Genomic DNA, 21,925 nt, shown 5'->3' with positions numbered 1-21,925 from the left:
TGTCCCCCCGAGATCAGGCCACTAACGCTAGCACGGGTTCCAGCGGCGTGCAGCCGTGTCGGAACAGGGTCAGTGGATCGGAACCAGGCCGGCCAGTTCGCGCATGTCGTCGAACAGGATGCCGCCGGCCTGGATCAGGCCATCACGGTCGGAATAGGGGTCGCCATGATAGGAAAACACCCGCATGCCGGCGGCTATGCCGGCCTGTGTGCCGGCGACGCTGTCTTCGATGACGATGCAGTCGACGGGAGCGAAGCCCATGGTCCTGGCCGCATGCAGGAACAGGTCCGGGAACGGTTTGCCGCGCGAGACCATGGTCGAGGAAAACATCGCATGTTCGAACAGCGGCAACAGCCCGGTCTGGCCAAGCGTGATGTGCATCTTCGAAATCCTGGCCGAGGTCGCGACGCAATAGGGTATGCCGGCCCCGCGAACCGCCTCGATGAATTCCCGCACATAGGGTATGGCCTCGACGCCATGGGAAAACAGGTCCGGCAGGCCGGCATTCCAGCGATCGACGAAATCGGTGCCGAGGCGGACATCGGTCTGCTCTTCGATTTCCTTCTGCACCGAGAGCATGCTGCGGCCGGAGAAATTCTTGCGGCAATATTCAAAGCTCGTCGGATAGCCAGCCGCGCTCAACCACTCGGCGAGGCGCCGATTGGCGAGGTTCTCCGTGTCGACGAGAATGCCGTCGCAGTCGAAGATGACAAGTTTCGGGATAGGCATCAGGCGGTGCCGGTCGATCCGAACCCGCCCGAGCCACGCGCCGTGCCGCCGGCCAGCGAACGTTCTTCGGCGGCCACCTGCGTCACGGCGGCGAAAACGATCTGGGCGATGCGCATGCCGCGCGTCACGGCAAAATCCTCATCGCCGAGATTGACCAGCAGCACCTTCACCTCGCCGCGATAGTCGCTGTCGACCGTGCCTGGCGAATTGAGGACGGTGAGTCCATGCTTGAAAGCAAGCCCGGAGCGCGGCCGCACCTGGCCTTCCATGCCTTCGGGGATTTCCAGGATCAACCCGGTCGGCACCAGGGCGCGTTTTCCCGGCAGGATCAGCAGCGGCCGGTCGTCGGGCACCGCGGCGCGCAGATCCATCCCGGCGGCGCCGGCGCTTTCATAAGCGGGGAGGGGTAGTCCTTCAGCATGCGGCAACCTGACGAAGCCGACGGTCGGACCGATGACGGAGGAGTTTTGGAGGGCTGCGCGCATAAAATCGATCCTATCGGCGCGATTGCCGATTCGGTCAATTCGCCCGCCGGGGTATTAACGGCTTTCTTTCGGGCATCACTATGACTGGGCACGCCTCAGCGTACTTCCATCGGAACCACCGTCGTTTCCTTGATTTCCTCCATCACGAAGGAGGCCGAAACATCCGACAGGGCCACCTTGGCGATCAGTCGCTGGTAGAGCCGGTCATAGGCCTTCACGTCGGCGACACGGGCGCGCAGGACATAGTCGAGGTCGCCGGACATGCGGTAGACGCCGGTGATCTCGGGGAAGCCGGTCACCGCGGCGCGGAATTTCTGCAGCCAGTCCGGGTCATGATTCGACGTCCGGACCAGGATGAACACGGACAGGCCAAGCCCGAGCTTGTCGGCATCGACCAGCGCCACGCGGCCGGTAATGACGCCTTCTTCCTCCATTCGCTTGACGCGCCGCCAGCAGGCATTGCGCGACAAGGCCACCCGCTCCGATAGCTGGTCGACCGACAGCGTGCCGTCGCGTTGCAATTCGGCGAGCAGTTTTCGGTCTATTTCATCGATTTCCATCGCCATATTGGGATATTTGTCCCATGGAATGGCAAAATACAAGGACATTTTGAGACCGATGAACCGGCGAAGCGTGTCAGGATACTCATATCGGAACCAACGCTGAAGGGGACCAGCATGTCGGTCGCAAGCATCTTTACCTCTCATCCGGCAAAGGTCGGCGAAACCTATTTCGGCCATATGGCCTTCGCCGCCTGGTTTTCCTCGCGTTTGCTGATGGCGGCGGGTGCCGCGCTCGTTCACGCTTTCTTGCCGTTTCTCTTCGAGACTACCGCAAGCCGAATCGTCCGTGAGCTTTACGAGCGGACGCACAACAGAGGCACACACGCTACCAGGGAGCCCGCGGCTCTCCCGGATCGCGCCTAGAGGACGACAGAAGCGATGTGCCGTTGGGCGGCCTATCTCGGTGAAGCGGTCTTTCTCGAAGACATCCTCACGGCGCCCTGTCACTCGTTGATCGCCCAGAGCCATTGCGCTCAGGAGGCGAAGTCACCGACCAACGGCGACGGCTTTGGCCTTGCCTGGTACGGCGACCGTCCGGAGCCCGGCCTCTACCGCGACATTCTGCCGGCCTGGTCAGATCCCAATCTGAAGAGCCTGTGCCGCCAGATCAAATCCGGCCTGTTCCTCGCCCATGTGCGGGCCTCGACCGGCGGCGCCACCAGCCGCATGAACTGCCATCCCTTCATCTCCGGCCGCTGGTCGTTCATGCATAACGGCCAGATAGGCGGTTTCGAGAAAATCCGTCGCGCGCTGGAGAATTCATTGTCCGATGCCGTCTTCGACCAGCGCGAAGGCACCACCGATTCCGAACTCTTTTTTCTCCTCATGATCGACGAAGGATTGGCCGGCGACCCGCAGGGCGCGGTGTCGCGCGCCACCAGCCGGGTTCTCGAAGCCTCGCGCCGCGCCGGCCTCGAACCGGCACTCAAACTCACCGCCGCCTTCTCGGACGGGCAGGCGCTGCACGCGGTTCGCTATGCCACCGATGCGCATGCGCCGACACTCTACACCTCTATCCTGCGCAAGGGCGGCGGCCGCTGCATCGTCTCCGAGCCCTTCGACCGCGAAGGCGGCGACTGGCAGGCGATCCCGCCGTCGAGCTTTGTCACAATGCCCCGGGATGGGGTCAGCATTCGCCCGTTTGCGCCAACAGCGGCGAAGCTGGCGCTGGTAGGGTAATCCTAGTCGGAACGCCGCCGTGGAGTGCCCACCTCAATTGGCCTCGGCGCAATCTCGATCAAACGCAGGCGATCCCTGAATGCTCAACTCCGCTTGAAGCAGCGCCGCCGTTGGGCCATCTCGATTGGATGAGCGCGGCCAAGCCGGAGCATTCACCATGGAAGTCGCCTTCTCCTCAACCGTCGACCTCGCTTCCGCGATAGCCCAGCGCAAAATCTCCGCTATCGACGCGGTCGACGCCGTTCTGGCGCAGATCGACAGCCGCAACGAAGGCGTCAACGCCGTCATTGCGCTCGACAGGGAAGGCGCTCGTGAGCGCGCCAAAAACGCCGACGCGGCACTCGCGCGCGGCGCCACGCCCGGGCCGCTGCACGGCGTTCCGTTCACCCTGAAGGACACGCACGAAGCCGCAGGCATGAAAACCACGGTCGGCTTCCCGGCCTTCGTCGACTATGTCGCCAGCCGCGACAGCCCGGTGGTTGCGAGGCTGAAGGCCGCCGGCGGCGTGCTGACGGCCAGGACCAATGTCGCGACCATGCTCTCCGACTGGCAGTCGAACAATCCGCTGTTCGGCCGCACCAACAATCCGTGGAACCTTGAGCGCACCGCCGGCGGCTCCAGCGGCGGCGCCGCCGCGGCGGTCGCCGCCGGGATGACGCCATTCGACGTCGGCACCGACATGCAGGATTCGATCCGCCTGCCTGCCGCCTTCTGCGGTGTCTATGGGCTGAAGCCGACGGAGCATCGCGTCTCGCTGGCCGGTGCCTTCCCGGACCCGGGCGGCACGGCGCGCAGCGTGCGGCTGATGTCCTGTCTCGGACCGCTGGCACGCAGCGTGGGCGATTTGTCGTTGATCTATCGGATCATCGCCGGGCCGGACGGGCGGGATACCGATCTTGCGCCGGGGCCGCTCGAGGCCATGCCGAAGCTCGACATCAGGGCATTGCGCATCGCCTTCGCGCCGTCCTTTCGCGGCTTCCCGGTGGCAGCGCACATCGGTGCGGCGGTCGAAGATCTCGCCGGAAATCTACGCTCGGCCGGGGCTACCGTGGAGGAAGCGAAACTGCCCAGGCTCGACCTGCACGACGATCTCGCGCAAGGCGGCGCGCTGATCGGCATGATGATGGAAGCTGCCCAACCCGAGCCCCCGGCGCAGCCGACATCGGTTTCGCGCTGGTTCGAGGCGCTCGCCCGCCGCGACAGATCCATTCTCGCTTGGGATCGGTTCTTCGACGACTGGGATGCACTGCTCTGCCCTGTCGCCATGACCACCGCCTTCCCGCATTGCGATCCGGGCAAGCCGATCGAGGTCGACGGTCGGGAACAGAGCTACTGGATGCTGACGGCCTACGGTGCCGTCTTCAACTACAGCGGCCATCCGGCACTTTCGATGCCGTATGGGGAAGGTCCCGACGGCCTGCCGATCGGCCTGCAACTGGTCGGCAAACGCTGGTCGGAATCGCGGCTGCTTGGTGTTGCGGCGGCGGTTGAGCCGTTCATCGGCGGCTTCCGTCGTCCGCCGGGCTACTGAGCGAAACGCGACAATCCATAGGGCGCCAGCAGCGGGTCGCGCTCGCCGTAGAGGATTTCCCTCGCGGCGAACAGGCCGACGGCCGGCGCCAGCGTGATGCCGGAATGCATGACGGCAATATACAGGCCGTCCATGCCCTCGGCGCGACCGATGATGGGAAAGCCGTCGATCGGCGCCGGCCGGTAGCCGACCGTATGGAAATCGAGTTCCAGATCCCCGGCGCCGCGCAACGCCGCCTTCGCTACTGCAAACAATTCGCGCGCCGTAGCGGCGGGGTCATCGCCTGGATCGCCGCCGGCGAAATCCGAGCCGGCGATGATGCGGCCTTCGGCCGTCTGGCGCATATGCAGCTTCTCGTCGTGCACCAGGCCGTTGAGCAGCCTTTTGTATGGCCGCGAATGGACAATCAGGCCAGGCGGCGTCTCGATCGGCAGGCTGATCCCCGCCGTGGCGGCAATGTCCGGAGCGCCGACGCCGGCGGCGAGCACCACCTCGTCGGCGGAAATCAGCCCATGCGATGTGTCCACGCCGGTAATCCGGCCATTGGTCTGGGCCAGCGCCGAGACCGTGCTGGCAATGACCCGCGTGCCATGCCGTTCGGCATCGGCCAGCAGGGCCCTGGCCGCGGCGACCGGTTCGGTCACGCCTTCCTCGGCGACATAAACAGCGAATTCAGGGGGCTCGGCGAGGTCGGGCTCGATTTGCGCCGCCCGCTCCCGGTCAACGCGTTCGATGCCGTAGCCCCATGAAGAGTGTTCGGCCGCGTAGGCTTCGAGCCGGTCAGCCGGCAGGTCCCAGCACAGGCCACCGCACCAGGCGAGCGGAAGCCCGGGCAACTCTTTTGCCAGCCGTTTCCACTCGGCCATGGCGCGGGTGCGCAGCCGGAAATAGATTTCGGGGTTGCCCCAGCTGGCGTTGATCCAGGCAAAGGAATTGGGCGTCGCGACGCCGCCCGCGCCGCTTTCGGAAACGACCGTGACCTGTGCACCGGCTTTGGCCAGGTGCCAGGCGATCGAAGCGCCGATGATGCCGGCGCCGACGACGATAAACTGTTTCGCCGCAGCCATGTTCGCTCCCTTGTCTTGTGGTCCGCCGAGGACACTCTTCCAGTGCCACCCTGCTCGTCACTTGCCAACAGCCGACACGGCAAAAAGATGTACTTGACATCAATACGTACGTACGTATTATTTCGCCATGGCTAGACAATCACTCCGCGAAAAACTTCTTGATGCCGGCTTCCGGACGATATGGGAGTCCGGCTATGCCGCGGCTGGCGTGCGCGACATCGTTGCTGCTGCCGACGCCCGGCCGGGCTCGTTCACCAACCATTTTGCCTCCAAGGAGGAATTCGCCGGCGAGGTGCTGGACCGCTACTTCGCCTATGTCGGCGGGCTGGTTGAAGCAGCGCTGGAGCGGGACGGCACGCCGCCCATCGGCAGGCTGCGCCGCTACCTCGACGTCATCACCTCGAAGCTTGAAGCGCATGACTGGGCGCGCGGCTGCATGATCGGCAATCTCAGCCTCGAGACAGCGGTGCACAGTGAGCCGCTGCGTTTGCGGCTCGTCGCCATTTTCGAGCGTTGGCGCCAGCCCTTCGCGGCCTGCATCGCCGAAGGCCAGGCGGCTGGCGACATCACCAGGGCGTTCGACGCCGAGGACCTCGCCGACTTCCTGCTGTCGTCCTGGCAAGGGGCAATGTTGCGCATGAAGGTCGAGCGCAGCCCGGCGCCGCTCGAGCGGTTCAAGAAAATCATCTTCAGCACGGTTTTTGCAAAGGAGACGGCGTCATGAACTCGAAAATCGACATGCCCCAGACGGGGACCACCACGGCAAGGCGTTCTCAGGTTCCCGTGCTCGATTCCACCATGTCTTATGTTGAAGCGGGCGCGTCTGGTCCGATCGTGTTGTTCCTGCACGGCAACCCCACTTCATCCCATATCTGGCGCAACATCATCCCGCATGTCGCGCCGTTCGGCCGCTGCATCGCGCCTGACCTGATCGGTTACGGCCAATCCGGCAAGCCCGATATCGACTATCGTTTCTTCGACCATGTCCGCTATCTCGACGCCTTCCTCGATGCGCTCGACATCGGCGATGCGGTGGTGGTCGCGCAGGATTGGGGCACTGCCCTTGCGTTTCATCTCGCGGCCAGGCGGCCGCGGCGCATCCTTGGCCTCGCTTTCATGGAATTCATCCGGCCCTTCGAGCGCTGGGAGGATTTTCACCAGCGTCCGCAAGCCCGCGAGACGTTCAAGGCGTTGCGCACGCCCGGTGTCGGCGAAAAACTGGTCCTCGAAGACAACGTGTTCGTCGAAAAGGTGCTGCCGGCCTCGGTGCTGCGCACAATGAGCGACGACGAGATGGCTGCTTACCGGACGCCGTTCCCGACGCCGCAATCGCGCAAGCCGGTGCTGCGCCTGCCGCGGGAACTGCCGATCGAGGGCCAGCCTGCCGACGTTGCCGCCATCAGCGAACACGACCACCGCGCGCTGCGGCTATCCACCTATCCGAAACTACTGTTCGCGGGCGATCCCGGTGCTTTGATCTCGCCGCAAGCGGCACGCGAATTCGCGGCCGGGCTGCGGAACTGCCGGTTCATCAATCTCGGGCCCGGCGCGCACTATCTGCAGGAAGATCATGCCGACGCCATCGGCAGCGCCGTTGCCGGCTGGCTTCCGGAGGTCATCCAGGCGAGCCGCATGAGCGAGGTGGCCTGAGCCGGGCTGTGGCATCCGGTGGCGTCAACGCCGCCGGACCGGTCGACAGCCCGGCACTGCGCTGCTAGAAGCCCGGCCTGTCACACGGAAATCCCAGAGAATGCCCGAAACAATACCAGAGGAAGTGGCGCGCCGCCGCACCTTCGCGATCATCGCCCACCCCGACGCCGGCAAGACCACGCTCACCGAAAAGCTGCTGCTGTTCGGCGGCGCCATCCAGCTTGCCGGCGAGGTCAAGGCCAAGAAGGACCGCATCCAGACCCGGTCCGACTGGATGAAGATAGAGCGCGAGCGCGGCATTTCGGTCGTCACCTCGGTGATGACGTTCGAATATGAGGACAATGTCTTCAACCTGCTCGACACGCCCGGCCACGAGGATTTCGCCGACGACACCTATCGCACGCTGTCGGCGGTCGACTCGGCCGTCATGGTCATCGACGCCGCCAAGGGCATCGAGCCGCGCACGCTGAAACTGTTCGAGGTCTGCCGGCTGCGCGACATCCCGATCATCACCTTCGTCAACAAGATGGACCGCGAAAGCCGCGACCCGTTCGAGATCCTGGACGAGATCGAGCAGAAGCTGGCGCTGGACACGGCCCCCATCACCTGGCCGATCGGCCGCGGCAAGACGTTCTCCGGCACCTATCACCTGGCGCTGAACGCGGTGCGCAAGGGCGACGACGAGAAGGAGCGCACGCCGGTCAACGGTCCCGATTCCAACCGCGTCGCCGGCCTGCTGCCGGAAAACGAGCGCGAGGCCTTCATCGAGGAGCTGGAGCTCGCGCGGGAGGCTTGCCGACCTCTTGATATAGATGCCTTCCGCGAGGGCCATCTGACGCCGGTCTATTTCGGCTCGGCGCTGCGTAACTACGGCGTGCGCGACCTGATCGAGGCGCTCGGCGCCTTCGGCCCGCCGCCGCGCGCGCAGGACGCCGATACGCGAACCGTCGAGGCGACGGAGGACAAGATGACCTCCTTCGTCTTCAAGATCCAGGCCAACATGGACCCCAATCACCGCGACCGTATCGCTTTCGTTCGCGTCTGCTCGGGCAAGCTCGAGCGCGGCATGAAGGCCAAGCTGGTTCGCACGGGAAAGCCGATGTCCCTGTCCGCGCCGCAATTCTTCTTTGCCCGCACTCGCGTCACGGCGGACGAAGCCTTTGCTGGCGACGTCGTCGGCATCCCCAATCACGGCACGCTGCGCATCGGCGATACGCTGACCGAAGGCGAGGAGATACTGTTCCGCGGCGTGCCGAATTTCGCACCGGAGATCCTGCGCCGCGTCCGCCTCGGCGACGCGATGAAGGCGAAGAAACTCAAGGAAGCGCTGCACCAGATGGCCGAGGAAGGCGTCGTCCAGCTGTTCTCGCCCGAGGACGGCTCGCCGGCCATCGTCGGCGTCGTCGGCGCGCTGCAGCTCGACGTGTTGAAGGAGCGACTGAATTTCGAATACACGCTGCCCGTCGAATTCGAGATGTCGCGCTTTTCCGTTTGCCGCTGGATATCGGCCGACGACAAGGCGGAAGTCTTGCGCTTCATCGAGGCGCATCGCGGCGACATCGCCCGCGACCTCGATAACGATCCGGTGTTCCTCGCCCAGCACGCCTTCTCGCTGAACTACGAAGCGGAACGCTGGAAGGCAATCCGCTTCGCCACGATCAAGGACTACCAGGTCCGCGACAAGGCGGCGTGAGCGCATTCTTCCTTCTCCCCCGTTCACGGGGAGAAGGTGCCCGAAGGGGGATGAGGGACAGCGCAAATCTCAAGGATTAGCGGCTGAGATGCGCCTCCGCCCTCCGAATGGCTCCCCGCCTTTCGGGTGTTCAGCCTAAGCTCGAAAAGCCAAGCAATTGGCTTTTCGTCCGCTACGCGGACTGCTTCTCACCCTTTGGCCGCTGCTTCGATCTTAGCGATGTCGATCTTGCCCATCTGCATCATCGCCGACATGACCCGGCCGGCCTTGGCCCGGTCTGGATCGAGAAGCAGCCTCGGCAATTGCTCCGGCACGACCTGCCAGGAGACGCCGAACTTGTCTTTCAGCCAGCTGCAGACGCCCGGCTCGCCACCTTCCGTGAGCTTTTCCCAGAAATAGTCCACCTCTTCCTGCGTCTTGCAGTCGATGGACTGTGACATCGCCTCGTTGAACTTGAATTGCGGCCCGCCATTGAGCGCCTGGAACGGCACGCCGTCGAGCTCGAACGTGGTCATCAGCACTTTGCCCTCATTGGCATGTCCCTTGGGCCAGCGCAGAACGCTCAGCACCTTCGAATTCTTGAAGATGGACACATAGTGGTTCATCGCCTCTTCGGCCTGGCCGTCGAACCACAGGCAGGTGGTGATCTTTTGCATGTCGTGCTCCTCGCTTGCTTCTGCAGTGAAACGGCTGACCCCGAGAATGGTGCCATTTCCGTGCCGTCTACCCAAGGACGGCCGTGCGCCGCGCAATCCGACAGCGGCATCCGATTTTTCGTCGATTCTCGTTTTTCGGCGGAATCTGGCGCATCGCAAAAATGTGGCCAGACCAAGCTCTGGCGGCTATAACGCCTGCGATCCAAATTCAGCTCCGCCGCGCCACGCTTTGGCCGCGGCCAGCCACCAAGGAAAAAACATGCCTGCCTATCGCTCCCGCACCACCACCCACGGCCGCAACATGGCCGGCGCCCGCGGCCTGTGGCGCGCCACCGGCATGAAGGACTCGGATTTCGGCAAGCCGATCATCGCCGTGGTCAATTCCTTCACCCAGTTCGTGCCGGGCCATGTCCATCTGAAGGACCTCGGCCAGCTGGTCGCGCGCGAGATCGAGAAGGCCGGCGGCGTCGCCAAGGAGTTCAACACCATCGCCGTCGATGACGGCATCGCCATGGGCCATGACGGCATGCTCTATTCGCTGCCGTCGCGCGAATTGATCGCCGATTCCGTCGAATACATGGTCAACGCCCACTGCGCCGACGCCATGGTCTGCATCTCCAATTGCGACAAGATCACCCCCGGCATGCTGATGGCCTCGCTGCGCCTCAACATCCCGACCGTGTTCGTCTCCGGTGGACCGATGGAAGCCGGCAAGGTGGTGCTGGCTGGCAAGGCGCAGGCGCTCGACCTGGTGGACGCCATGGTCGCGGCCGCCGACGACAAGATCTCCGACGAGGACGTCAAGGTCATCGAGCGCTCGGCCTGCCCGACCTGCGGTTCCTGCTCGGGCATGTTCACCGCCAATTCGATGAATTGCCTGACCGAGGCTCTCGGCCTGTCGCTGCCGGGCAACGGCTCGACGCTGGCGACGCATGCCGACCGCAGGCGCCTGTTTGTCGAGGCCGGCCATCTCGTCGTCGATCTCGCCCAGCGCTACTACGAACAGGATGACGAGACGGCACTGCCGCGCAGCATCGCTTCGAAGGGCGCCTTCGAGAACGCCATGACGCTCGACATCGCCATGGGCGGTTCGACCAATACGGTGCTGCACATCCTGGCCGCCGCGCATGAGGGCGAGGTCGACTTCACCATGGAGGATATCGACCGGCTGTCGCGGCGGGTTCCCGTGCTCTGCAAGGTGGCCCCGGCAAAGTCCGACGTGCACATGGAAGACGTCCACCGCGCCGGCGGCATCATGGCGATCCTTGGCCAGCTCGACGAAGCAGGGCTGATCAACCGCGACCTGCCGACGGTGCATACGGCCAGCCTCGGCGAGGCGCTCGATCACTGGGATATTTCGCGCACCTCCAGCCAGAATGTCCGCGATCTCTTCCTCGCCGCGCCCGGCGGCGTGCCGACGCAGGTCGCCTTCAGCCAGGACCGGCGCTGGGACGAGCTCGACACCAACCGTGAGACGGGCGTCATCCGTTCCGCAAAGACGCCGTTTTCGAAGGATGGCGGTCTTGCCGTGCTGAAGGGCAATCTGGCGCTCGACGGTTGCATCGTGAAAACGGCGGGCGTCGACGAGTCGATCCTGAAATTCACCGGCCCGGCGCGGGTGTTCGAAAGCCAGGACGCTTCGGTCAAGGCAATCCTGTCCAACGAGATCAAGGCCGGCGATGTCGTCGTCATCCGCTATGAGGGACCGCGTGGCGGTCCCGGCATGCAGGAAATGCTCTATCCGACCAGCTATCTGAAGTCGAAGGGCCTCGGCAAGGCCTGCGCCCTGGTCACCGATGGCCGCTTCTCCGGTGGCACGTCGGGACTGTCGATCGGCCATGTCTCGCCCGAAGCCGCCGAAGGCGGCACGATCGGGTTGGTCAGGGAAGGGGATACGATCGAGATCGACATTCCCAACCGCACCATCCGCCTGGCCGTCAGCGAGGCCGAGCTTGAGGCACGCCGCGCGGCGATGGCGGCCAAGGGCGCCCTGGCCTGGAAGCCGGAGGAAAAGCGCAAGCGCAAGGTGACGACCGCGCTGCGCGCCTACGCCGCCTTCGCCACCAGCGCCGACAAGGGCGCGGTGCGCCACGTGCCGGAGTAAGAGCGATTCTTCCTTCTCCCCCTGTGGGAGAAGGTGGATCGGCGCGCAGCGCCGAGACGGTTGAGGGGTGGGTGACAGATCGCCATCATTGCCAAGCTGGAGCACCCCCTCATCCGGCCGAGCTTCGCTCGGCCACCTTCTCCCACAAGGGGAGAAGGAAAGGGCCCTCACGGCATCAGCTGATACTCATACAGCTTCTGGTAAAGCCCGCCCTGATTGAGCAGCGCACGATGTGGCCCGCTCTCCACCACCTTGCCGGCTTCCAGCACCACGATCGTGTCGGCCTGGTGCACGGTCGACAGGCGGTGGGCGATGACGATCGTCGTGCGCCCTTCGGTCAGTTGCTGCAGTGCTTCGCGGAACAGCGCTTCGGATTCGGCGTCGAGCGCGCTGGTCGCCTCGTCGAGCAGCAGGATTTCGGCATTGCGCAGCATGGCGCGTGCGATCGAGATGCGTTGGCGCTGGCCGCCCGACAAGAGGCCGCCATTCTCGCCGACATCGGTCTCATAGCCTTTCGCCTGCGCCTTGATGAAGTCATGGGCGTTGGCGGCCTTGGCGGCGGCGATCACTTCGTCGTCGGTCGCGCCCTCTCGCCCGAGCCGGATGTTGTGCATGATCGTACCGGCAAACAGGAACGTGTCCTGGCTGACATAGGCGATCTTTTCCCTGAGCGAGGCGAGCGTCGCATGCGAAATGTCTTGGCCGTCGAGCAGCACCTTGCCGCTCTTCGGGTCGTACATGCGCATGATCAGGTTGAGGATCGTCGATTTGCCGCCGCCGGACGGGCCGACCAGCGCCGTCATCTTGCCGGGCGCGAAGGTCAGGTCGAAACCGTCGAGAACCGGCGGGCCGTTCTGATAGGCGAAGCTGACGGCATCGAACCGGATCTCGCCTGGTCCGGCCCGAAGCGGCGTCGCGCTCGGTTTCTCGGCCAGGGTCAGCGGTTCGTCGGCGAGCTGGAACATCATGCGCACGCCGACAATGCCGCTTTCCAGCGAGATGCGCACGCGCGCAAGCCGCTTTGCCGGCTCATAGGCAAGCAGCAGCGCCGCGATGAAGGCCATGATGTTGCCAGGCATCTGGCCGCCCTGCAGGACCAGGAAGCCGCTGACCATGACGGCCCCGGCGATCGCCAGTCCTGCCAGCGTCTCCATCACCGGGCTGGTCACCGCTTCCAGCGCGGCGATGTTGTTGGCCCGATCCTCGACGTCCGCCACCGCCTTGTACATGCGCTTGCGCATCAAGCTTTCGAGGTTGAAGGATTTGACCACGCGCACGCCGATCGCGGTTTCCTGCATCACCTGAATGATCTGGCCGACCGAGCGGAACTCCATGGCGGCGAATTTGCGCACACGCTTCAGGATGCGATTGACGCCGTAGATGGCCAGCGGCCCGACGACGAAGCAGATCAGCGACAGTGCCGGTTGCTGCCAGATCATGACGCCAATCAAGGCGAGCAGGGTCACCAGATCGCGGACGTAGGAAGTGACGATCAGGTCGAGCACGTTGCGTGCCGCCTGGGCATTGTTGGTAATGCGGGTGATCAGGTCGGATGACGAGGTCGAATGATAGAATTCGATGCCTTGCGCCAGGATGCGGTCGTAGATCTTGCGCTGCCGGTCGGCGATGATGGCATTGCCGACCCGGCTCATGAAGTAGGCCTGGACGAAATTGGCGAGGCCCTTGAGGATGAAGATCCCGGCGACCGCGCCGGCAATCATGTTGACACGGTCGATCCGCTTGTCGATCACGAATTCATTGGTGATTTCGCGCAGGATCCAGGCGCTTGCAGCCGTCATGCCAGCCACCACCAGCATCGACAGGATGGCGGCGCCGTATCCGAACTTATGCTGTCCGAAGGACTCTTTGACCAGCCGCACGATAAGGCGCTGGTTCTCGATCGAGCGTTCGTCGCGTTTCAGGAACGGCAAGTTGAAGTTCACACGGGACTTCCATGGTTTGCGACTATGGCCTTGAGTCCGAAGCCGATCGCAGCGTGGACGAGAGGCGGCTTATAGAGGGAGTTGCCGCGGGAGGAAACCTTTCGCGATCGCCGAAAGAAACGGCTGCGGCAAGCTGTCTTTTACGCCACCATGGCTGGGTGATTCTGGAACGGGATGACGACAGATGGATTTCGACCTTATCGTTCGTGGCGGCACGCTGCCGGATGGCGGGATTGCCGATATCGGCATCAGCGGCGAGACGATCGCGGCGATCGAGCCCAAACTGCAAAGTTCCGCCCGGACCGAGGTCGACGCCCGCGGCAATCTGGTCTCGCCGCCCTTCATCGATCCGCATTTTCATATGGATGCAACGCTGTCCTACGGCATTCCGCGCATCAATGCCTCGGGCACGCTGCTCGAAGGTATTGCATTGTGGGGCGAACTGAAGCCGTTGCTGACGCATGAGGCGGTGCGCGACCGGGCGCTCGCCTATTGCGACTGGGCGGTGTCGATGGGCCTGCTCGCCATCCGAACCCATGTCGATGTCTGCGATGACCGTTTGCTGGCCGTCGAGGCCCTGCTCGACGTCAAGAAAACCATTGCCCCTTACATAGACCTGCAACTGGTGGCGTTTCCGCAGGATGGCTTTTACCGCTCGCCGAAGGCGCGTGAAAACACCATCCGCGCGCTGGACATGGGCGTCGACATCGTCGGCGGCATTCCGCATTTCGAGCGTACCATGACGGACGGCACGCGCTCGGTGACCGAGCTTTGCGAGATCGCGGCAAAACGCGGCCTGATGGTCGACCTGCATTGCGACGAGACCGACGACCCGCTGTCGCGCCACATCGAGCAACTGGCCTATGAAACGCAGCGCCTGGGCCTGCAGGGCAGGGTGGCCGGCTCGCACCTCACCTCGATGCATTCGATGGACAACTATTATGTCTCGAAACTTCTGCCCCTGATCGCCGAGGCCGGCGTTTCCGCCATCCCCAACCCGCTGATCAACATCATGCTGCAGGGCCGCCACGACACTTTTCCGAAGCGGCGCGGCATGACCCGTGTCAAGGAAATGCAGGCGCTCGGCATCCGCGTCGGCTGGGGCCAGGATTGCGTGCTCGATCCCTGGTATTCGCTGGGCACCGCCGACATGCTCGACGTCGCCTTCATGGGCCTGCACGTCGCCCAGATGTCGAGCCCGGCCGACATGGCGCGCTGCTTCGACATGGTTACCAACGTCAACGCCGCCATCATGGGGTTGGATCATCTGGGCCTGGCCGTCGGCAAGCGCGCCAGCCTCGTCGTCCTCGACGCAGGCAATCCGATCGAGGCCCTGCGCCTGCGCGCCGAGCGCATTTGCGTCATCGCCAGGGGCAAGGTGGTGGCGGAACGGACAAGGCAGGATACCAGGCTTTCCCTGCCTGGCAGGCCGGCGGCGGTGAACCGCAGGCATCAGGCCCAATAGGACGCCAGCATCTGCATCAAGCTTCGCCGCTTTGCCCGTCCGCGAATAAGTCTACAGTGATCCTCCACTTTTAATCGAGGAGGGTTCCATGTGGCGCAAGACTCTTGTGGCGATGGCGCTGACGGCGCTTTGCGCCGGCTGCACGACGATGTCGGCGGAGGATCGACGCGCCGCCGACGAAGCGAAATGCCGGTCCTACGGTTTTCTCAAGAAGAATGACGCGTTCGCCGAATGCCTGCAGCGCATTGATCTCGATCGCCGCGCGGAACTGAGAAGCACGCCGGACTTCGATCCCTGGAACCGGCCGGTGATCTATCGGCCGATCATCGTCAGGCCGCAACCGAAGTAGGTTGGGACGGGCCAGAGCCAGCCGATTCCCGGTGCTGGCCTTGCCGATTTCGGGATTTCTCCTCGTCAAAGCCGCCGCTTCCGTCTACGACGCGGCCTGGAGCAATTCCAGGAAAGTATAAGACGGTCTTTCCACAGGAATGCTCTACGCGAGGGAGGAATCGGGATCGGCATGACGCAGCCCGTGGCGCAGAATTCCACAATCAGGAACGTTCTTCTGGCCGGCATTCTGCTGATGCTGGCCGGCGATTTCATGTTTGCGCTGAACGATGCGATGGGCAAATGGCTGGTCGCAAGCTTCTCCGTCGGTCAGGTGGTGCTGATCCGCTCCGTCGGCGCCTTCATCGTGCTCGGCCCGATGATCGCCAACCAGGGCCCCGCAAAGCTTTTCCACTTGGAGCGGCCTATCCTCCAACTCCTGCGCGTGCTCGCGACCACGGCCGATACCGGGCTGTTCTACGCCGCGGTCGTCTATCTCCCGCTCGCCGACGTGATGAGCTTCTACATGGCCGGACCGATCTACGTTGCGGCGCTGTCGCACCTGCTGCTGGGCGAGAAGGTCGGCTGGCGGCGCTGGCTGGCGATCCTGCTCGGTTTCTGCGGCGTGCTGATCATCCTGAAGCCGTCCTCGGAGGCGTTCTCGCTATCCTCGGCCTTCGCCCTCGTCGGCAGCATCGCCTTTGCCTTCGCCATCATCCTCAACCGGCGTTTGCGCGGCACCAGCGACACCAACCTTGTGACATGGCAGACGATCGGCACGTTGCTGGTCGGCGGCGCGCTGACCATCGGCGCGTGGCGGACACCGTCGGCGCTCGATTTCGGCGCCATGCTCCTGCTTGGCATCGTCTCCTGTGCCGCCCATCTGATGATCACCAGGGCATTGAAGCTGGCGCCGGCCTCGACGCTGGCACCGCTGCACTACACGCTGCTGCTATGGGCCGTGGTGTTCGGACTGGTGTTCTTCGGTGACGTCCCCGGCCCGCGCATCCTGATCGGCTCCGCCATCGTCGTTCTGGCCGGCATCTTCATTTTCCACCGCCAAAAGGTGGTCGACACCACGGTGCCGCCCGAAAATGTGCCGAAGGGTGTGAATTGACGCCTGTCGCCCAAAAGTGCGCGGCGTTCCTGGGACGGCGGCACGGATAAGATTTAAATCCGGATTGCGGGGCTAACCCCGGCGTATTGCCGCCAGATGCCGCGAAAACTCCGGCGTCTCCATCAACGCCTTGCAGCGCGCGAAGCGGCCGTCGGCATAGGCACGGAAATCGTCGGCGGGATTGTCGTTGGCAAGCTGGATCAGCCCCCACAGCGTCCACAGCAGGTCGCACATCGCCTTGTAGATGACGACACGTCCGCGCTCCGCCGGTTTCGCCTCGCCGCCGAAATAGGCGCGCATCAGCTCTTCGTCCTGCGTAGCGTCGAACTTGCCTTCGACACTGAGGTCGCCGAGATCCCAGAGCGGGTCGTTCATCCCCGAATATTCCCAGTCGACGATCCACATCCGCTCGCCCGTATCGAGGAAGTTCTCGCACAGCGGATCGCAATGGCAGGCGACGAGCGGCAGGGGATGGGTGGCCAGCGCCGAGCGCACGCTCCCGGCCTCGCGAACCACGTCATGATAGCCGGCGGGCAGGGCGACGTCCTTGGTCGACAGGACCTTGAGATAGTCGTCGATCATCGCGAACAGTTCGAAGCGGAAAGGAAACACCGCACCGGACGCGTGCAGCTTGCGGAACGCTTCGCCGGCGCGGGCGGGGCTGCCCGGCCGTTCCCTGAATTTCTCCGGTGACATCGTTTCCGCACCGGCGATGAAGCGCGTCACCATCACGCCGGTGCCGGCGTCGGCATGCAGCACTTCGGGGCTGACGCCGGCCTTTGCCGCCTCGCGCGCCGCCACCGCTTCGTTGGCGCGGTTGATGTATTCCTCGGTGCCCTTGCCCGGAATGCGCAGGCAGAAGTCGCCGGCCTTGAAGACGAGATTGGTGAGGCCGCCAAGCCGGTCCAGTGGTCCGGCATAGTCGGCCAGCACCGGAATGGCGGCAAGTTCTGCCCGCGCCTCGTCTGTCACCATGCCTGCGCCCCCACGCGATTATTTCTCATCGCAACGGTTCCACAATTTTCGCCGTTTGGCTATCATCCGATCGTGGTGAGCAAGAGAGCGGCTGGCGGAACGGCGATGGTGGACGGCAAACATCATGGGGCACTCGGCGCCGCCTACGCGTCGAAGCGGCCAGAGGAAGTGGCCGCCCTCTATGACCGTTGGTCGCAGACCTATGACGCCGACATGTCAGCCGCCGGTTATCGCCATCCGACGATCTGCCTCGCCTTGCTCGCCCGCCATCTGCCGCGTGGCTTGGCGCCGCTGCTCGATGCCGGCGCGGGCACCGGGCTCATCGGTGAATGGTTGAACATTGCGGGCTATCCCGAAGTCGAGGCGCTGGACATCTCGCAAGGCATGCTGGATCAGGCCGCCCGCAAAGGGGTTTATTCCGCGCTGCATTGCCTCGCGCTTGGCGGTAGGCTGCCTTTTGCCGACAATGCCTATGCCGGAATCGTTTCGGCCGGCGTCTTCACCTCGGGCCATGTCGGCGTCGAAGGGCTGGACGACCTGATCCGCATCTGCCGGCCCGGCGGGGTGATCGTGCTGACGGTCAAGAACACGCTGTGGGATCAGGGTTTTGCAGCGCGCATCGCCGAACTCGAGGCGCAAGGCATCGTCACCCGCGCCGAGGAGACACGCCCTTACGTCTCCATGCCAGGCGAGGCCGACACCGTGCCCAGCCGGGGCCTTGTCCTGCGGGTAAACTGAAGCAATTCCAGGAAAAACCGTGTCGCTGTTTTCCCTTGGGAATTGCGTCAACACAAAGAGGCGGTTCGGCGTTTCCGTGAACCGATGAACCTTATCTAGGCCTTTACCCTCTCCGCCGCTGGATCGTACATCGGCTCGAGATGGATCTTGGCCGGCGTCCGCTCCATAGCGACCACCAGTTCATAGTCGCCCGAGGCGAGGAAATCGTCGCTCACCCCGTCGCCGTTGCGCACATAGCCGTAGCCGATATTCCTGCCGATCGTGTAGCCATAGCCGCCGCTGGTCAGGTAACCGACCGGCTCGCCATCGCGCAGGATGGTCTCCCGGCCGAGCAGCACGATCTCCGGATTGTCGACCGTGAAGCCGGCAAAGCGCTTCTTCAAAGGCATGCCATCGAGTTTCTCGAGCGCGCGCCGTCCGACGAAATCGGTGTTCTTGCGCAGCTTGACCGCCCAGCCGAGCCCGGCTTCCTGCGGCGTGTCGTTGGGCGTGATGTCGGAGCCCCAGGCGCGGTAGCCCTTTTCCAGGCGCAGCGATTCCAGCGCCCGGTAGCCGACCGGGCGGATGCGGTGCTTCTCGCCCGCCGCCGTCAATGCGTCGAAGACTTCACCAGTGGCCGCGATCGGCACATGCAATTCCCAGCCGAGTTCGCCCACATAAGTGACGCGCAGCGCCCGCACCGTGTGGCCGGCAATGGCGATCTCGCGCACATGGCCGAACGGGAATGCCGTGTTCGACACATCGGCCTCGGTCACCGCGGAAAGCACATCGCGGGCGCGCGGTCCCATCAGCGACAGCGTGCCGAATTCCTCGGTGACATCGGTCAGGTTGGCATCGAGGCCCTCGTCGATATGGTCGCGGATCCAGGAGGCGTCATGCGTGCGGAAACCGGTGCCGGTGACGATATAGAATTTGTCCTCGGCCAGCCGCGCCACGGTCAGGTCGGCCTCTATGCCGCCGCGCGTGTTGAGAAGCTGGGTGTAGGTCAGCCGGCCGACCGGCTTGCTGACATCGTTGGCGCAGATCCAGTCCAGCGCCTTGGCCGCATCGGGTCCGCTCAGCTCGTATTTGGCGAAGGACGACTGGTCGAAGATGCCGACATGCTCGCGCACATGCCGGTGTTCGTCGCCGACCGCCGCGAACCAGTTCTGCCGGCCCATGGAATAGATGTCGTGTGGCTCGACGCCTTCGGGCGCGAACCAGTTCGGCCGCTCCCAGCCGAGCTTGGAGCCGAATACCGCGCGCCGCTGCTTCAGCCTGTCGTAGAGCGGCGAGATGATGCGCGGCCGGCCGCTGGCATATTCCTCGTGCGGGAAGCCGATCGTATAGTGCTTGCCATAGGCCTCCAGCGTGCGCTCGCACACCCATTGCCGGTCGCGGTGCAGGGCGGAAAACCGTCTGATGTCGACCACCCACAGGTCGAGCGGCGCCTCGCCGTCGACCACCCACTGCGCCAGCACCCAGCCGGCGCCGCCGCCGGACGCGATGCCGAAGGCGTTGAAGCCGGCGCCGACGAACATGTTGGCGCATTCGGGTGCCGTGCCGAGAATGAAATTGCCGTCCGGCGTAAAGCTTTCCGGTCCGTTGATCATCTGCTTGACGCCGACGGTTTCCAGCGCCGGCACCCGCGCGATCGCCTGTGTCATGTGCTGTTCGAAATGGTCGTAGTCGTCGTCGAACAGCCGGAATTCCCAGTCGTCGGGCACGTCACCCGTCGTCCATGCCTGCGGGTTGGGCTCATAGCCGCCCATCACCAGCCCGCCGACCTCCTCCTTGAAATAGGTGCGCCGGTCGGGGTCGCGCAGCGTCGGCGCGTCGGTCGCCAGTCCATCGATCTTCTCGGTGATGATGTATTGGTGCTTCACCGGCTGTAGCGGGACATTGATGCCGGCCATGGCGCCCACCTGCCGCGCCCATTGGCCGGCGCAGTTCACCACCTTGTCGCAGGCGATGTCGCCTTGATTGGTCTTAACGGCCGTGATGCGGCCGCCCTTCATCTCGAAACCGGTGACGCGGACATCCTCCAACAGCTTCGCGCCATGCATGCGCGCGCCCTTGGCCAGCGACTGCGTGATGTCGGAAGGGCTCGCCTGACCGTCGGTCGGCAGCCAGGAGGCGCCGACGAGATCGCCGGTTTCCATCAGCGGCCACATCGCCTTGACCTCGTCCGGCGACAAAAGATGCATGTCCATGCCGAAGCTCTTCGCCGTCGTCGCCAGCCTTTTGTATTCGGTCCAGCGGTCGGCATTGGTGGCGAGCCTCAGGCAGCCGGTCATCTTCCAGCCGGTGGCAAGACCGGTTTCAGCTTCCAGTCCCTTGTAGAGGTCGACCGAATATTTGAGCACCCGGGTGATCGATGCCGACGAGCGCAATTGCCCGACCAGACCGGCGGCGTGCCAGGTCGAGCCCGAGGTCAGCTTGCCCTGTTCGAGCAGCACGACGTCGGCCTTGTGATCGCGCGCGAGATGATAGGCCGTCGAGCAGCCGATGATGCCGCCGCCGATGACGACGATGGCGGCCTGGCTGGGCAAGGTCATGATTTCAGGATCCCGTATTTTGTCTGGTAGTTTTCCAGCGCCGCGTCGAGCCGCACCAGGTTTTCTTCGGTGTACGCGACGTAGTCGATGCCTGGCGCGTCGAGATAGAGTTCCGACACCATGCTCCACATCGCCTCGCGCAACAGCGAGGCGCATTGCATGGCGGCGTGCGAGCGGCGGATCGCATCGTCTGGTTCCTTCATGAAATAGGCGGTCAGGAAGGCGAAGGATTCCTCGTCGCTCATGCCCGCGTTCGAAGCGACGCCGGCAAGGTCGAACATCGCCGTGTTAAAGCCGGCATATTCGAAATCGATCAGCCACAGCCTGCTGCCGTCGTCGAGAATGTTTGCCGGCAAAAGGTCGTTGTGGCCGAAGACGATCGGCAGCAATTTCTGCGCCCGCTCCAACTCGTCTGCCAGCGTCAGCAGCCGTGGCAAGTCACCGCGCTTGCGGCTGCCGCCTTCCTCGAGCGTGCGCGCGTAGTCGCGAATGACGTGGAAGACCCAGAACATGAAGCCGGCGCCGGAAATATGGTTGGGCATCTCCCGATGGAAGCCGCGCATCAAGGCCGCGACGCGGCCGAGATTGGCGCGCACGTCCTCGGCAAGATAGGTCCTGGCGCCAAGGAACGCCGTCACCATGATGCCCGGTTCGGCGTAATGGACCGCCGGCGCGAAACCGGCGGCGTGGGCCGCGCGCGCGGTCATCACCTCGCGTTCGCGGAAGACATGGTGGAATGGGTAGTCCTGACCGAACCGCACGACATGCCGTCCGGCACCGTCGCTGACTACATAATTGGCGTTGCTCAGGCCGCCGGGCAGCGGGGCGATCTCGATGGCGCCGGTCCAGCAGGGCAGGGCACGGATGCGGTCTTCGGCAATCACGGGATCATCCCTGGTTTGCTGGGCTTCGACAAGGCGCCATGGACAGCGCAGCGACGGCGGGGAGAAGCGCAAATAATCTCGCCGGTGCGGGACGCCAGGATCGGTATCCCGCACCGCACCGACGAGCCCCTTGGCCAGGTTTTTGATCCCGGCATCCGCCCCCGCGGATCTGAAAATTCCTTGCGCCAGGCACGTTCGAGACTGCCCGGCCAGTGAGTTGCGGCTCTGCCATCGCCCTCCCGTTGCAGCTCCGAAACGCCTGTCGATCAACGGATTTCACGC

Annotated in this window: 20 protein-coding genes; 11 read left to right on the top strand and 9 right to left on the bottom strand. The window is 64.1% G+C overall.

Features of this window, described 5'->3' with window-relative positions:
* Positions 1-69: 69 nt before the first annotated feature.
* The 3 genes from EB815_RS00880 to EB815_RS00870 all read right to left on the bottom strand — a co-directional run bounded on the left by EB815_RS00880 (position 70) and on the right by EB815_RS00870 (position 1,780).
* On the bottom strand, positions 70-729 hold the full coding sequence (locus EB815_RS00880) for an HAD family hydrolase (protein ID WP_056569596.1): 660 nt from the start codon (positions 727-729) through the stop codon (positions 70-72).
* A complete protein-coding gene (gene dut, locus EB815_RS00875; protein ID WP_056569599.1) occupies positions 729-1,214 on the bottom strand; it encodes a dUTP diphosphatase in 486 nt (161 codons plus the stop codon). The genes EB815_RS00880 and dut overlap by 1 nt, the downstream gene beginning before the upstream one ends.
* A gap of 95 nt (positions 1,215-1,309) precedes the next feature.
* Positions 1,310-1,780, bottom strand: coding sequence for an Lrp/AsnC family transcriptional regulator (locus EB815_RS00870; RefSeq protein ID WP_056570400.1), 471 nt, complete (start codon positions 1,778-1,780; stop codon positions 1,310-1,312).
* 111 nt (positions 1,781-1,891) lie between these two features.
* Between EB815_RS00870 and EB815_RS00865 the strand changes: the two genes are divergently transcribed.
* From EB815_RS00865 to EB815_RS00855, 3 genes are all read left to right on the top strand, one after another.
* Positions 1,892-2,140: a DUF6356 family protein gene (locus tag EB815_RS00865; protein WP_056569603.1), complete on the top strand. Its 249-nt coding sequence runs from the start codon at positions 1,892-1,894 to the stop codon at positions 2,138-2,140.
* Between the two features lie 15 nt (positions 2,141-2,155).
* On the top strand, positions 2,156-2,956 hold the full coding sequence (locus EB815_RS00860) for a class II glutamine amidotransferase (protein WP_065005411.1): 801 nt from the start codon (positions 2,156-2,158) through the stop codon (positions 2,954-2,956).
* 157 nt (positions 2,957-3,113) lie between these two features.
* Entirely contained in the window at positions 3,114-4,487 is a 1,374-nt protein-coding gene (locus tag EB815_RS00855; RefSeq protein ID WP_056569609.1) for an amidase, read from the top strand.
* On the opposite strand, the gene EB815_RS00850 is transcribed toward EB815_RS00855, so the two are convergent.
* Positions 4,481-5,554 (bottom strand): NAD(P)/FAD-dependent oxidoreductase, encoded by a 1,074-nt coding sequence (locus EB815_RS00850; RefSeq protein WP_056569612.1) that lies wholly within the window; start codon positions 5,552-5,554, stop codon positions 4,481-4,483. The two genes, EB815_RS00855 and EB815_RS00850, sit on opposite strands and share 7 nt — an antisense overlap.
* 127 nt (positions 5,555-5,681) lie before the next feature.
* Between EB815_RS00850 and EB815_RS00845 the strand changes: the two genes are divergently transcribed.
* The 3 genes from EB815_RS00845 (at position 5,682) to EB815_RS00835 (ending at position 8,897) form a co-directional block, all read left to right on the top strand.
* Positions 5,682-6,278: a TetR/AcrR family transcriptional regulator gene (locus EB815_RS00845; protein ID WP_056569615.1), complete on the top strand. Its 597-nt coding sequence runs from the start codon at positions 5,682-5,684 to the stop codon at positions 6,276-6,278.
* The gene (locus tag EB815_RS00840) at positions 6,275-7,204 is read left to right on the top strand and encodes a haloalkane dehalogenase (RefSeq protein WP_081294928.1); all 930 of its coding nucleotides are present in this window, start codon (positions 6,275-6,277) and stop codon (positions 7,202-7,204) included. Before EB815_RS00845 ends, EB815_RS00840 begins: the two co-directional genes overlap by 4 nt.
* Positions 7,205-7,304: 100 nt before the next feature.
* A complete protein-coding gene (locus tag EB815_RS00835) occupies positions 7,305-8,897 on the top strand; it encodes a peptide chain release factor 3 (RefSeq protein WP_056569618.1) in 1,593 nt (530 codons plus the stop codon).
* 188 nt (positions 8,898-9,085) lie between these two features.
* On the opposite strand, the gene EB815_RS00830 is transcribed toward EB815_RS00835, so the two are convergent.
* The gene (locus tag EB815_RS00830; protein WP_056569621.1) at positions 9,086-9,553 is read right to left on the bottom strand and encodes a VOC family protein; all 468 of its coding nucleotides are present in this window, start codon (positions 9,551-9,553) and stop codon (positions 9,086-9,088) included.
* Between the two features lie 259 nt (positions 9,554-9,812).
* Here EB815_RS00830 and ilvD point away from each other — a divergent pair, with 259 nt between their 5' ends.
* The gene (gene ilvD, locus EB815_RS00825; protein WP_056570405.1) at positions 9,813-11,657 is read left to right on the top strand and encodes a dihydroxy-acid dehydratase; all 1,845 of its coding nucleotides are present in this window, start codon (positions 9,813-9,815) and stop codon (positions 11,655-11,657) included.
* Between the two features lie 167 nt (positions 11,658-11,824).
* On the opposite strand, the gene EB815_RS00820 is transcribed toward ilvD, so the two are convergent.
* On the bottom strand, positions 11,825-13,579 hold the full coding sequence (locus EB815_RS00820; protein ID WP_056570407.1) for an ABC transporter ATP-binding protein: 1,755 nt from the start codon (positions 13,577-13,579) through the stop codon (positions 11,825-11,827).
* A 205-nt stretch (positions 13,580-13,784) separates the two neighbouring features.
* On the opposite strand from EB815_RS00820, the gene EB815_RS00815 reads away from it, so the two are divergent.
* From EB815_RS00815 to EB815_RS00805, 3 genes are all read left to right on the top strand, one after another.
* Entirely contained in the window at positions 13,785-15,065 is a 1,281-nt protein-coding gene (locus EB815_RS00815; RefSeq protein WP_056569625.1) for an amidohydrolase family protein, read from the top strand.
* Between the two features lie 88 nt (positions 15,066-15,153).
* Positions 15,154-15,414, top strand: coding sequence for a hypothetical protein (locus tag EB815_RS00810; RefSeq protein WP_065005410.1), 261 nt, complete (start codon positions 15,154-15,156; stop codon positions 15,412-15,414).
* A gap of 171 nt (positions 15,415-15,585) precedes the next feature.
* Complete coding sequence (locus tag EB815_RS00805; protein WP_056569630.1) at positions 15,586-16,509, top strand: DMT family transporter; 924 nt, start codon at positions 15,586-15,588, stop codon at positions 16,507-16,509.
* 72 nt (positions 16,510-16,581) lie between these two features.
* Here EB815_RS00805 and EB815_RS00800 read toward each other — a convergent pair whose 3' ends face one another.
* Positions 16,582-17,484: a phosphotransferase family protein gene (locus EB815_RS00800; RefSeq protein ID WP_056569633.1), complete on the bottom strand. Its 903-nt coding sequence runs from the start codon at positions 17,482-17,484 to the stop codon at positions 16,582-16,584.
* Positions 17,485-17,589: 105 nt separating this feature from the next.
* On the opposite strand from EB815_RS00800, the gene EB815_RS00795 reads away from it, so the two are divergent.
* On the top strand, positions 17,590-18,222 hold the full coding sequence (locus EB815_RS00795; RefSeq protein WP_056569636.1) for a class I SAM-dependent DNA methyltransferase: 633 nt from the start codon (positions 17,590-17,592) through the stop codon (positions 18,220-18,222).
* Between the two features lie 95 nt (positions 18,223-18,317).
* Here EB815_RS00795 and EB815_RS00790 read toward each other — a convergent pair whose 3' ends face one another.
* Both EB815_RS00790 and EB815_RS00785 read right to left on the bottom strand, forming a co-directional pair.
* Complete coding sequence (locus EB815_RS00790; protein ID WP_056569639.1) at positions 18,318-20,759, bottom strand: GcvT family protein; 2,442 nt, start codon at positions 20,757-20,759, stop codon at positions 18,318-18,320.
* Positions 20,756-21,643: a phosphotransferase family protein gene (locus EB815_RS00785; protein WP_056570409.1), complete on the bottom strand. Its 888-nt coding sequence runs from the start codon at positions 21,641-21,643 to the stop codon at positions 20,756-20,758. Before EB815_RS00785 ends, EB815_RS00790 begins: the two co-directional genes overlap by 4 nt.
* Between the last annotated feature and the right edge of the window lie 282 nt (positions 21,644-21,925).

The sequence above is a fragment of the Mesorhizobium loti genome, from assembly GCF_013170705.1.
In the GTDB taxonomy this organism is placed as follows: domain Bacteria; phylum Pseudomonadota; class Alphaproteobacteria; order Rhizobiales; family Rhizobiaceae; genus Mesorhizobium; species Mesorhizobium loti_D.
This window is presented reverse-complemented; position numbering and strand designations above follow the sequence as displayed.

Coding starts and splice junctions, on each gene's coding strand:
- EB815_RS00880 (WP_056569596.1), bottom strand. CDS start 729: ATGCCTATCCCGAAACTTGTCATCTTCGACTGCGACGGCATTCTCGTC.
- dut (WP_056569599.1), bottom strand. CDS start 1,214: ATGCGCGCAGCCCTCCAAAACTCCTCCGTCATCGGTCCGACCGTCGGC.
- EB815_RS00870 (WP_056570400.1), bottom strand. CDS start 1,780: ATGGCGATGGAAATCGATGAAATAGACCGAAAACTGCTCGCCGAATTG.
- EB815_RS00865 (WP_056569603.1), top strand. CDS start 1,892: ATGTCGGTCGCAAGCATCTTTACCTCTCATCCGGCAAAGGTCGGCGAA.
- EB815_RS00860 (WP_065005411.1), top strand. CDS start 2,156: ATGTGCCGTTGGGCGGCCTATCTCGGTGAAGCGGTCTTTCTCGAAGAC.
- EB815_RS00855 (WP_056569609.1), top strand. CDS start 3,114: ATGGAAGTCGCCTTCTCCTCAACCGTCGACCTCGCTTCCGCGATAGCC.
- EB815_RS00850 (WP_056569612.1), bottom strand. CDS start 5,554: ATGGCTGCGGCGAAACAGTTTATCGTCGTCGGCGCCGGCATCATCGGC.
- EB815_RS00845 (WP_056569615.1), top strand. CDS start 5,682: ATGGCTAGACAATCACTCCGCGAAAAACTTCTTGATGCCGGCTTCCGG.
- EB815_RS00840 (WP_081294928.1), top strand. CDS start 6,275: ATGAACTCGAAAATCGACATGCCCCAGACGGGGACCACCACGGCAAGG.
- EB815_RS00835 (WP_056569618.1), top strand. CDS start 7,305: ATGCCCGAAACAATACCAGAGGAAGTGGCGCGCCGCCGCACCTTCGCG.
- EB815_RS00830 (WP_056569621.1), bottom strand. CDS start 9,553: ATGCAAAAGATCACCACCTGCCTGTGGTTCGACGGCCAGGCCGAAGAG.
- ilvD (WP_056570405.1), top strand. CDS start 9,813: ATGCCTGCCTATCGCTCCCGCACCACCACCCACGGCCGCAACATGGCC.
- EB815_RS00815 (WP_056569625.1), top strand. CDS start 13,785: ATGGATTTCGACCTTATCGTTCGTGGCGGCACGCTGCCGGATGGCGGG.
- EB815_RS00810 (WP_065005410.1), top strand. CDS start 15,154: ATGTGGCGCAAGACTCTTGTGGCGATGGCGCTGACGGCGCTTTGCGCC.
- EB815_RS00805 (WP_056569630.1), top strand. CDS start 15,586: ATGACGCAGCCCGTGGCGCAGAATTCCACAATCAGGAACGTTCTTCTG.
- EB815_RS00800 (WP_056569633.1), bottom strand. CDS start 17,484: ATGGTGACAGACGAGGCGCGGGCAGAACTTGCCGCCATTCCGGTGCTG.
- EB815_RS00795 (WP_056569636.1), top strand. CDS start 17,590: ATGGTGGACGGCAAACATCATGGGGCACTCGGCGCCGCCTACGCGTCG.
- EB815_RS00790 (WP_056569639.1), bottom strand. CDS start 20,759: ATGACCTTGCCCAGCCAGGCCGCCATCGTCGTCATCGGCGGCGGCATC.